Here is an 11,373-nt window from a genome sequence, read left to right on the forward strand (position 1 = left end):
GGGGCTGCCGCAGCCCGGCGTGCTCCAAGCACCGAGTCTAGGCCGGAGGGCGGCTCACGCAAGTCGGTGGGCGAGCTCGGCGTGGCCGCCGGCCTCGAGCTGCTCGGAGAGCAGCAGCATCCGGCGCACCCCGGCCGAGCCGCGGTCCTCCAGGACGGCGCGGCCGGTGGCGACGACCCGCGCGAAGGCGGCCGCACGCAGCAGGACGTCGGCGAAGTCACGCTCGGCGATCCCGCGCAGGACCTCGTCGACCATCGCGCGCAGCGCGTCGGGCCCCGGCGGGTCGGCGACCCCGGCCACCACCCGCGCCACCTGCGCGCCGGAGCGGCCGGCCTCGAACTCCTGCGCCACCTGGTACGGGTCGGCGTGGACCCAGGAGCGCAGCAGGTAGAGCCGCCACAGGCAGCCCGCGAGCGAGTCGGCGGGCGAGCCCGACCACACCTCGGCGATCGCCTCGATGCCCTCGTCCTCGGCGAGGTGCAGGAGCCGGTCCCCCACCGCGCGGTCCTCGCTGGTGCGCGCCCCGCGCACCAGCAGGTGCGCGGCCCGGTCGGCGGCCTCGGTGACCTCGGCCGGGTCGACCCCGCCGGCGGCGGACTCGAAGAAGTGGCCGGTCTTCGGCGTCGGTCGCCGCGGGGGCCGGGGGGTCTGCTCGCTCACGTGCCCACGCTACGACCCACCCCGGCCGCGTCGTGGTCGGGCGGCCCGCCGGGCTCAGGCCTGGAGCACCTTGCGCACGCGCTGCTCGCTGATCGGGCCGTCGGTGCCCAGTCGCTGGGCCCACACCGAGACGCGCAGCTCCTCCAGCATCCACCGGGCGCGGCGCAGCCGGGCCCCCGGCGGGCGGCCCGGGGGAAGCGCGGCGACGGCGTGCCGCCAGGTGTCCTGGACGTCGACGATCCCGCCGGCGAGCTGCCGGTCGCGGGAGGGACCGCCCGGCTCGGCGAGCAGCTCACGACGGGCGACCACGGCGCCGAGGTAGGCGCGGTAGCGGCGCAGCCGGGCCGGGCCGGCCTCGGCGAGGAAGCCGCCCTCCGGGCCCGTGACGTGGACCAGGCCGGCCAGCTGTGCCTGGAGGTCGGTCAGCGCGGGCAGCTCGGCCATCTCGGCGCGCCCGCCGAGCGCCTTCTCGGCGGCCCGCCACCGGTCGAGCAGGTCGAGCACGTCGGCCACCACCGCGGCCAGCGCCGCCCGCGGGTCCCCGGCCTCGCGCACCAGCGCGGCGAACGCGTCCTCGTCCCGCACCCCGGTACGCCCCACCGCCGCGTCGGCGTGCTCGCCCAGCACGCCGTCCAGCGCGTCGTCGAGCAGCGCCGCCACGGTGGGGTAGGGCGAGCCGGCCAGGCCGAGCTTCTGGGCGTTGCCGAGACCGTCGAGCACCCGCCCGGCCGCGCCGGGGTGCCGGCGGTCCACCTCGAGGCGCAGCAGCCGGCGTACGCCCAGGCGGTGGTGCGCCTCGGCCTCCTCGGCCGAGGCCAGCACGGTGAGCCCGACGCTGCGGCCCTCGTCGACCAGGGCCGGGAAGGCGCGGACCTCGTGCCCGGCGCGGCGCTGGACGACCTCGTCCTCGACGACACCGAAGGCCCAGGTGGTCTCGCCGGTGCGGGTCAGCCCGGAGTCGTCGGCGGCGCCGGCCAGGGCCTGGTCGAGCTCGGCGCGCAGCGGTGCCTTGAGCACGGTGAGGTCCTTGCCGCGGGCCTGCTCGGCGCCGTCCTCGCCGAGCACGCGGAAGGTCGGGCGCAGGTGCGGGGCGACCTTGTCCCAGTCCCAGGCGTCGCGCGGGACCACTACGCCGACGGTGGAGCGCACCCAGCGCTCCAGGGCGTCGAGCAGCGGCTCCTGCCCGGCCGGCACCTCGGCCAGGAACGACCGGGCCTTGTCGGGCGCCGGCACCAGGCTGACCCGCAGGTTCTTGGGCAGGCTGCGGATCAGCGCGGTCACCAGCTCCCGGCGCAGGCCGGGGACGTTCCAGGAGAAGTCGGCGTCGTCGACCTGGTTCAGCGTCGCCACGGGCAGGTCGATGGTCAGGCCGTCCTCGGCCGCCCCGGGCTCGAAGTGGTAGCTGATCCCGAAGGTGAGGCCCTCGGTGCTGCCCTGCCACTGCGCCGGGTAGTCGGCCTCACGCACCTCCTCGGCCGTGCTGCGGGTGAGCATCGAGGGGTCGAAGGTGAGCAGGTCGGGCCGGGCGCGGCGCTCCTTCTTCCACCAGCCGTCGAAGTGCGCGCCGCTGACCACGTCGGCGCCGACCCGGGCGTCGTAGAAGTCGAAGAGCGTCTCCTCGTCGACCACGATGTCGCGGCGGCGGGCGCGGTGCTCGAGCTCCTCGGCCTGGTCGAGCAGGGCACGGTTGGTGCGCAGGAAGCGGTGGTGCGAGCGCCACTCCCCCTGCACCAGCGCGTGCCGGATGAACAGCTCGCGCGACAGGTCGGGGTCGACCTTGCCGTAGGGGACCAGGCGGTCGGCGACGAGCGGGACGCCGTACAGCGTGGCCCGCTCGTGGGCGACGACGGACCCGCGCTTGAGCGACCAGTGCGGCTCGGAGTACGTCCGCTTCACCAGGTCGCCGCCGAGGCGCTCGGCCCACTCCGGCTGGATCGCGGCGTTCTGCCGGGCGAAGAGCCGGGAGGTCTCGACCAGCTCGCCGGCCATCAGGAAGGTCGGGTTCTTGCGGTGCAGCGCGCTGCCGGGGAACACCACGAACCGCGACCCGCGGGCGCCGAGGTACTCCCGTGGTCCCGGCCGCCGCTTGCCGCCGGCGCCCTCGCGCTCCTTCTCCCGCGGCTCGAGCAGCCCGATCTGCGACAGCAGGCCCGACAGCAGCGCCTGGTGGATGCCGTCGGCGTCGGCCGTGTCGGCGGTTCCCGAGACGGTGGTTGAGGAAGGCGCGCCAGCGCCTGTCTCGAAACCCATCTCCTTGCAGACCTGGCGCAGCTGCGACTCGTAGTCCTGCCACTCCCGCACGCGCAGCCAGTTCAGGTGCTCGCGCTTGCACATCCGGCGGAAGGCGGAGCCGGAGAGCTCGTGCTGCTGCTCGCGCAGGTAGCGCCACAGTGCGAGCCAGGTCAGGAAGTCGGAGCCCTCGACGGTGAAGCGGGCGTGCTGCTGGTCGGCCTGGGCACGCTGCTCGACCGGGCGCTCGCGGGGGTCCTGCAGCGAGAGGGCCGCGGTGATGACCAGCACCTCGCGCAGGCAGCCGAGCTGCTCGGCCTCGAGCAGCATCCGGCCCAGGCGGGGGTCGATCGGCAGCCGGGAGAGCCGGCGCCCGCGCTCGGTGAGCCGGCGCCCGCCGCGGCGGTCCTGGCCCGGCTGCAGCGCCCCGAGCTCCTCGAGCAGCTGCACGCCGGCGGTCACGTTGCGGCGGTCGGGCGGCTCCACGAAGGGGAAGCGCGCGACGTCGCCGAGGCCGAGGCTGGTCATCTGGAGGATGACCGAGGCGAGGTTGGTGCGCAGGATCTCGGGCTCGGTGAACTCCGGTCGCCCCTCGAAGTCCTCCTCGGAGTAGAGCCGGATGCAGATGCCGGGCGCGACGCGGCCGCAGCGGCCGGCGCGCTGGTTGGCCGAGGCCTGGCTGACCGGCTCGATCGGGAGGCGCTGGACCTTGGTGCGCACCGAGTAGCGCGAGATCCGCGCCAGCCCGGTGTCCACGACGTACCGGATGCCGGGGACGGTCAGCGAGGTCTCCGCGACGTTGGTGGACAGCACGATCCGGCGCCCGGCGTGGGAGGAGAAGACCCGGTGCTGCTCGGCGGCGGAGAGCCGGGAGAACAGCGGCAGCACCTCGACGTGGCCGCCGCGGCCGTTGCGCGAGCCGCGGTCCAGGCCCAGCGCCTGCTCGAGCGCCTCGGCGGTGTCGCGGATCTCGCGCTCGCCGGGCAGGAAGACCAGCACGTCGCCGTTGCCCTCGCCGGCCAGCTCGCGGCAGGCCTCGACCACCGCCTCGGTCTGGTCGCGCTGGACCGGCTCCCCGTCCTCGTCGTCCTCGGGGAGCTCCAGCAGGGGTCGGTAGCGGACCTCGACGGGGAAGGTGCGCCCGGTGACCTCGACCACCGGCGCGGGCGTGTCCGGGCCGGCTCCGAAGTGCTGGGAGAACCGCTCGACGTCGATGGTGGCCGAGGTGATGACGACCTTCAGGTCGGGCCGGCGCGGCAGCAGCCGCTTGAGGTAGCCCAGGAGGAAGTCGATGTTGAGGCTGCGCTCGTGCGCCTCGTCGATGATCAGGGTGTCGTAGCGGCGCAGGTCGCGGTCGCGCTGGAGCTCGGCGAGCAGGATGCCGTCGGTCATCACCTTGATCCGCGTCGCGCGGGAGGTCCGGTCGGTGAAGCGGACCTGGTAGCCGACCGGGGCGTCCGGCCCGCCCAGCTCCGTGCCGAGCTCGTCGGCCAGCCGTTCGGCCACCGAGCGCGCGGCGATCCGGCGCGGCTGGGTGTGGCCGATGATCCCGCCGGTGGTGCGCCCCTGCTCGTCCTTCTCGGGCCCGCGTCCGCGTCCGAGCTCGAGGCAGATCTTGGGCAGCTGGGTGGTCTTGCCCGAGCCGGTCTCGCCGGCCACGACGACGACCTGGTGGTCGCGGATGGCGGCGGCGATGTCGTCGCGGCGCTGGGAGACCGGGAGGTCGGCGGGGTAGGTGATCGTCCACGAGGGAGCACTGCCGGCCATGATGCGGGCCATTCTGCCCCGGCGCCCCGGGTGGGCGCGCGGCGCCGGGGCGGTGGCGGGGCTTTGGTGGCGCGGCGCGCACGCCCTAGCGTGGAGTTGGGTCCCCCAGGATTGTCTGACAATCTGGTGCCGACCCCCGCACGATCGACCCGCTCGACCGTCCCCGACTCCGTCAGGAGGCCGCCGATGACCACCTCGGTCACCACGCCCAGCCAGGCCAGCCACGCCACGCACCCCTCGGTCCACGAGCTCGAGGGCTCGGCCGCGTTCACCCGCTCCGAGGCGCACACGGCGCACAACTACCACCCGCTCCCGGTGGTCGTGGCCGACGCCGAGGGCGCCTTCATGACCGACGTGGACGGCCGCCGCTACCTCGACCTGCTCGCGGGGTACTCCGCGCTCAACTTCGGCCACAGCCACCCCGGCCTGCTGCGCGTCGCCCACGAGCAGCTCGACAAGCTCACGCTGACCAGCCGCGCCTTCGTGCACGACCAGTTCGCCGACTTCACCGAGGGCCTCGCCGCGCTGTGCGGCAAGGACTCCGTGCTGCCGATGAACACCGGCGCCGAGGCCGTGGAGACCGCGATCAAGGTCAGCCGCAAGTGGGGCTACCAGGTCAAGGGCGTGCCGACCGACCAGGCCGAGATCATCGTGGCCTCCGGCAACTTCCACGGCCGCACCACGACCATCGTCGGGTTCTCCGACGACCCGGCCGCCCACGACGACTTCGGCCCGTTCGCGCCCGGCTTCGTCACCGTCCCGTACGGCGACCTCGCCGCGCTCGAGGCCGCCATCACGCCGAACACCGTGGCCGTGCTGGTCGAGCCGATCCAGGGCGAGGGCGGCGTGGTCATCCCGCCGGAGGGCTACCTGCGCGGGATCCGCGCGGCCTGCACCGCTGCGAACGTGCTCTTCGCCGCCGACGAGATCCAGGCCGGCCTCGGCCGGACCGGGCGCACCTTCGCCTGCGACCACGAGGACGTCGTCCCCGACATCTACGTCCTCGGCAAGGCGCTCGGCGGCGGCATCGTGCCGGTCTCGGCGATCGTGGCCGACAACGACGTGCTCGGCGTGCTGCGCCCCGGCCAGCACGGGTCCACCTTCGGCGGCAACCCGCTGGCCTGCGCCGTGGGCGCCGAGGTCGTGCGGATGCTGGCCACCGGCGACTTCCAGCGACGCGCCGCCGAGCTCGGCGAGATGGTGCGCGAGCGGCTCGAGGGCCTCGTCGGCCACGGCGTCGTCGGCGTCCGCGTCCGCGGGCTGTGGGCCGGGGTCGACATCGACCCGGCGCGCGGCAGCGGCCGCGAGATCTGCGAGGCGCTGATGGAGCGTGGCGTGCTGGCCAAGGACACGCACGGCTCGACCATCCGCCTCGCCCCGCCGCTGGTCGTCGACGCCGACGACCTCGCCTGGGGCCTGGACCAGCTCGCGGAGGTCGTCGCGGGCTGATCAGTCCGGCAGCGTCCCGACCAGCGCCAGCAGCGCGTTGGTCACCAGGTCGAGCAGCTCGGCGCGGCTCACGCCGCCGGGGTCGTCGTACCACCCCAGCACGAGCTGCTCGACCAGCGCCGCCCAGCCCCGCACCACCAGCCGGTGGCGCGGGCTGTCGGTGAGGAGGCCCTGCCTGCCGCCCTCGGTGAAGAGCCGGTCGGTCAGCGCGTGCAGGGCCTCGTCGTAGATCTCGCGCAGGGTCGGGTTGCCGCCCGCGGCGCCGCGCACCAGCGACAGGTAGCCCTCGTGGTTGGCCACCACGAAGTCGACGTACGCCGTCATCGACACCGCCAGCCGCTCCACCGGGTCCCCCGTCTCCGGGGGTGCGGTCTGCTCGATCAGCGCGTCGGCCGCGCGTCGGACGACGGCCTCGTGGAAGTCGGCCTTGTTGCCGAAGTAGTGGTAGAGCAGCCCGCGCGAGATGCCGGCCTCGACCGCCAGCAGGTCGATCGACAGCTCGTCGACCGGGCGGGTGGCCAGCAGGCGCACCCCGAGGTCCAGCAGCTGCTCACGACGCTGCTCCGGGCTGAGCCGGGAGCGCGGCGGTCGTGGTGCGGGCGCGGTCACACCCCGAGTCTATTGACACCTGTTCAATAGCGCCAATAGCGTCCCCCCATGACTCCCTCCACCACCGTCGACGTGCTCGTCATGGGTGCCGGCTTCGCCGGGCTGTGCGCCGCGATCAAGCTCGACGAGGACGGCGAGCGCGACCTGGTCGTGATCGAGAAGGGCTCCGACGTCGGCGGCACCTGGCGCGACAACACCTACCCCGGCGCGGCCTGCGACGTCCCGAGCCAGCTGTACAGCTACTCCTTCGCCCCCGGCGACTGGTCGATGTCCTTCTCCCCGCAGCCCGAGATCCAGGCCTACCTCCAGCGCGTCGCGCGCGAGTCCGGCGTGCTGGACCGGTTCGTCTTCGACACCCGGGTCGACGGCGCCACGTGGGACGAGGCCGAGCAGCGCTGGCTGGTGGAGACGACCGGCCCGCGGGGCAGCACGACGTACGCCGCGCGCGTGGTGGTCTCCGCGACCGGCGGCCTGTCGGAGCCGAAGCTGCCCGACATCGAGGGCATCGAGGACTTCGGCGGCGAGCTCTTCCACTCCGCGCGCTGGAACCACGACGCCGACCTGGCCGGCAAGCGGGTCGCCGTCATCGGCACCGGCGCCTCCGCGATCCAGATCGTGCCCCAGGTCGCCGGGAAGGCGGGCCACCTCGACGTCTACCAGCGCACCGCGCCCTACGTCATCCCGCGCCACGACCGCAGCTACAGCCGCCTCGAGCGGCTCGCGCTGCGCCACGTCCCCGGCGTGCAGAACCTCTACCGCACGGCGATCTACTGGGGCCGTGAGGCCTACGTGCCGGCCTTCACCCGGCAGCCGAAGCTGGCCTGGCCGGCCAAGAAGATGGCGCTGGCCAACCTCGAGAAGGGCGTGACGGACCCGGAGCTGCGCGCCCGGCTCACCCCGGACTTCGAGATCGGCTGCAAGCGCATCCTGATCTCCAACACCTACTACCCCGCCCTGGACCGTGACGACGTCGACGTCGTCACGGACCGGATCGAGCGGGTGACGCCGACCGGCATCGTCACCGCCGACGGCACCGAGCGCCCGATCGACGTGCTGATCGTGGCCACCGGCTTCTTCACCACCGAGCTGCCGGTCACCGAGCACCTCGTGGGCCGCGCCGGCGAGACCCTCGCCGCGCAGTGGAAGCGCACGGGGATGTCGGCGTTCAAGGGCACCGCGGTGGCGAACTTCCCGAACCTGTTCTTCCTGGTCGGCCCGAACACCGGCCTGGGCCACTCCTCGATGGTGTTCATGATCGAGTCGCAGGTCTCGTACCTGCGCTCGGTGCTGCGCTCGATGCGGGAGGGATCCTGGGCCGAGGTCGAGGTGCACGCCGAGGCCGAGCACGCCTGGTCCGCCGGGCTCCAGCGCCGGATGCGGCGCACCGTGTGGCACACCGGCGGCTGCGCCAGCTGGTACCTCGACGACCAGGGCCGCAACACCACGCTGTGGCCCCGCTCCACGTTCGCCTTCCGCGGCACGACGGCGTCCTTCGACGAGGACGCCTTCCGCCTCACCCGGCGCCGCCGGAGGACCCGTACGACCCCCGGGGACGACCCCGGGACCGACACCCAGACCGAGAAGGTGCCCGCATGAAGACGCTCGACGACAAGGTGGTCGTGATCACCGGGGCCGGCTCCGGCATCGGCCGCGCCCTGGCCCTCGACCTGGCCCGCCGCGGCTCGCGCCTGGCCCTCTCCGACGTCTCGGAGGCCGGCATGGCCGAGACCGTGGCGCTGGTCGAGGCCGCCGGCGTGCGCGAGGTCCGCTCGGACCCGCTCGACGTGGCCGACCGCGCCGCCTTCGAGGCCTACGCCACCGAGGTCGCCGCGCACTTCGGCCGCGTCAACGTGGTGATCAACAACGCCGGCGTCGCCCTGGCCGGCAACCTGCTCGACCTCTCGTGGGAGGACATGGACTGGATCACCGGCATCAACTTCACCGGCGTCCTGCACGGCACGAAGTTCTTCCTGCCGCACCTCATCGCCTCCGGCGACGGCCACGTGGTCAACCTGTCCTCGCTCTTCGGGCTGCTCTCGATCCCGGGCCAGAGCATGTACAACGCCGCGAAGTACGCCGTGCGCGGGATGACCGAGTCGCTGCGCGAGGAGATGCTCATCGCCGGCTACCCGGTCGGGGTCACCTCGGTCCACCCCGGCGGGATCAAGACCGCGATCGCCCGCAGCGCCCGGGTCTCCGACAAGGAGGACCAGGCCGCCACGGCGAAGCTGTTCGACGAGAAGCTGGCCAAGATGACGCCCGAGCGCGCCGCCGAGATCATCGTCAAGGGGATCCTCACCAACAAGGCGCGGGTCCTGGTCGGGCTCGACGCCCACCTCCTGCACCACTTCGCCCGGCTCACCGGCTCCCGCTACCAGGACGTCGTGGCCAAGGTGTACGGCCGGATCGCGCCGAAGGGCGCCGTGGTCTGATCGGGGCGTGAGCCCGCACGACGCCCCCAAGCCCGGCAGCCCCGAGCCCGGCATCCCCGAGCCCGGCACCCCGGTGCACGTCGCGATGGCCAAGTGGGGCGACCGCGCGCACTGGGAGTTCGACGCGGTCGTGCTCGGCCACGACGAGCACGGCACCTGGCTCGGGATGCCGGCCGGGACGCCGCACGCCCGGCCCGGGATGGCGTTCGTCTCCGACGTCGCGAGCGTGACCCTGGTGCCGGCGGCCGGGGCCTGGGCGCTGGCCAGCTTCCACGCCCCCGGGATCTGGTGCCGCACCTACGTCGACGTCGCCACGCCCGCCACCTGGGACCCGACCGGCGACGTCCCGGTGCTGCGCGCGGTCGACCTCGACCTCGACGTGGTCCGGGGCGAGCACGGCCGGGTCTGGGTCGACGACGAGGACGAGTTCGCCGAGCACCGCGTCACGCTCGGCTACCCGCCCGAGGTGGTGACGGCCGCCCAGGCCTCGGTGGAGGCCGTCCTGGCGGCGGTCACCACCCGCACCCCGCCGTACGACGACCGCACCGCGACCGCCTGGCTGGAGCGGCTCTCGCGACCAGCGGACGGGTCAGCGCGCTGAGCCGCCCGGCGGCGTGGCCGGGTCCTCGGAGGTGTCCAGCGGCAGGAACAGCATGTCGGTGAGGTCGGTCGAGGCGGTCGCCGTGGGGTCGCCCCCGGCGCGCGCCGCCTGCCGGGCCTGCTGCACCGCTGCCGCGCGTTCCGCGGGCGGGACCTCCTCGGTGGCGATGTGCTCCACCGAGGCGACCTGGACCGTCGGGGCCTGGCGTCGCTCCGTGGACATCGACGACGGGCCGACCAGGCGGGGACCGGCCAGGCGGCTCTCGAGCCGGCGGGCGTTGCGGCCGACGGGCTGTGCGACGTACTCGCCGAGGATGACGCCGGACGACAGGGCGATGGCCACGGAGATCGCGGTGATCATCGAGGCCAGGCCGCGCGAGGTGTCACCCTCGGCCATCAGCGACAGGCCGCGGTAGATCGAGAGCCCCGGCAGGAGCGGCACCAGGGTCGAGACCGCGAGCACGAGGATCGGGAACTTCAGCCGTGCCGCCACCGGGAAGCTGACCAGGCCGACGAAGAGGGCGGCGAACGCCACCGACCAGGCCCGGCCGAAGCCGAGGTCCACGGTCTGCGAGATGACCACCGCCACCGCGCCGATCAGGCCGACCGGCAGCAGGCTGCGCTTGGGGGCGTAGGAGGCGAACGCGAAGGCCGCCGTCGCCACCGCGGCACCGGCCGCCATCAGGGGCAGGTCCTGCAGCCGCAGCGCCGCCGGCTCCAGCGTCCCGACGCTGATGCCGAGCGTGCCGGCCAGCGAGATGGCCCCGCTGACGCCGGCGATGATGCCGGCGGTGGCCAGGACCGCCTCGGTCAGCCGGGCGGTGGCGGTGACGTAGAAGCCGGAGAGCGCGTCCTGGAGCGCGCCCAGGAACCCGATCCCCGCCAGGAGCACGATGATGCTGGCGGTGACCACCAGCGACGGGTCGAGCCCGACCGGCAGCAGGGTGGCGCCGGCGGCGATCATCGTGGCCACCGCGCCCCCGGCCACCTGCTGGTAGAACAGCGGCAGCCGGCGCCGTGACATGGCCCTCTTCAGCCCGTCGATCACGACCGCGGCCACCAGCGCGATCAGCGCGACCAGGACGCCACCGCCGAGGGAGACCGCCGTACCGGCGGCCATCAGCCCCCAGCCCACGGTCACGGCCCAGCGGGGCCGGCCGTGGGGGGACGAGGTGATCCGGGCCAGCCGGGCGCGGGCCTCGCGCAGGGTGGCGCGGTCGGCGAGGACGTCGCGCACCAGGTGGTCGACGCGGGTCAGGTCCTCGTAGTCGATGTCGCGCTGCGAGACCTGGCGCGAGTGCCCGATCGGGGGCGTCTCGGGGTCGCTCTGGAAGCTCATCGACAGCGAGGTGAAGGTGATGTCGACGTCGGCGTTGTGGAGCCCGGCGTGCCGGGCGATCGACTGCATCGTCGCGGACACGTCGGCCGCGCCGGCGCCGCTGGAGAGCAGCAGCTCCCCCACGCGCAGGGACAGGTCGATGGTCAGGCTGACGTGGGCCGGGTCGACGATCTCGCGCCGCGAGACGCGGCGCATGGAACCGGTCTCGGACAGGCGCATCACGCCGGTCTCGTCGAGGCCCGACGGCGTCGCGGGGGCGGCGCCGCGGGAACGGGTGGTGGTGGGGGC

8 protein-coding genes are annotated in these 11,373 nt (G+C 74.1%); 4 read left to right on the forward strand and 4 right to left on the reverse strand.

Going from position 1 to position 11,373, the window contains the following annotated elements; all coding sequences use genetic code 11:
• Window positions 1-54: 54 nt before the first annotated feature.
• Window positions 55-660: a hypothetical protein gene (locus GV155_RS15340; RefSeq protein WP_160009344.1), complete on the reverse strand. Its 606-nt coding sequence runs from the start codon at window positions 658-660 to the stop codon at window positions 55-57.
• Between the two features lie 54 nt (window positions 661-714).
• On the reverse strand, window positions 715-4,656 hold the full coding sequence (hrpA, locus tag GV155_RS15345) for an ATP-dependent RNA helicase HrpA (protein WP_236554350.1): 3,942 nt from the start codon (window positions 4,654-4,656) through the stop codon (window positions 715-717).
• Window positions 4,657-4,842: 186 nt separating this feature from the next.
• Here hrpA and rocD point away from each other — a divergent pair, with 186 nt between their 5' ends.
• A complete protein-coding gene (rocD, locus tag GV155_RS15350; protein ID WP_160009348.1) occupies window positions 4,843-6,105 on the forward strand; it encodes an ornithine--oxo-acid transaminase in 1,263 nt (420 codons plus the stop codon).
• On the opposite strand, the gene GV155_RS15355 is transcribed toward rocD, so the two are convergent.
• Window positions 6,106-6,714 carry a TetR/AcrR family transcriptional regulator gene (locus GV155_RS15355; protein WP_160009350.1) on the reverse strand — a complete coding sequence of 203 codons (609 nt, stop codon included), beginning with the start codon at window positions 6,712-6,714 and terminating at the stop codon, window positions 6,106-6,108.
• A gap of 48 nt (window positions 6,715-6,762) precedes the next feature.
• Here GV155_RS15355 and GV155_RS15360 point away from each other — a divergent pair, with 48 nt between their 5' ends.
• The 3 genes from GV155_RS15360 to GV155_RS15370 are packed head-to-tail and all read left to right on the forward strand — an operon-like array spanning window position 6,763 to window position 9,747.
• Window positions 6,763-8,310 (forward strand): flavin-containing monooxygenase, encoded by a 1,548-nt coding sequence (locus tag GV155_RS15360; RefSeq protein ID WP_160009352.1) that lies wholly within the window; start codon window positions 6,763-6,765, stop codon window positions 8,308-8,310.
• The gene (locus GV155_RS15365; RefSeq protein ID WP_160009354.1) at window positions 8,307-9,146 is read left to right on the forward strand and encodes an SDR family NAD(P)-dependent oxidoreductase; all 840 of its coding nucleotides are present in this window, start codon (window positions 8,307-8,309) and stop codon (window positions 9,144-9,146) included. The genes GV155_RS15360 and GV155_RS15365 overlap by 4 nt, the downstream gene beginning before the upstream one ends.
• Window positions 9,147-9,153: 7 nt before the next feature.
• Window positions 9,154-9,747, forward strand: coding sequence for a DUF402 domain-containing protein (locus GV155_RS15370; RefSeq protein WP_160009356.1), 594 nt, complete (start codon window positions 9,154-9,156; stop codon window positions 9,745-9,747).
• Here the strand turns inward: GV155_RS15370 and GV155_RS15375 are convergent.
• A partial coding sequence (locus GV155_RS15375) for a threonine/serine ThrE exporter family protein (protein ID WP_328820807.1) occupies window positions 9,736-11,373 on the reverse strand: 1,638 nt, incomplete at its 5' end. The two genes, GV155_RS15370 and GV155_RS15375, sit on opposite strands and share 12 nt — an antisense overlap.

The organism is Nocardioides sp. AX2bis (assembly GCF_902506435.1).
In the GTDB taxonomy this organism is placed as follows: domain Bacteria; phylum Actinomycetota; class Actinomycetes; order Propionibacteriales; family Nocardioidaceae; genus Nocardioides.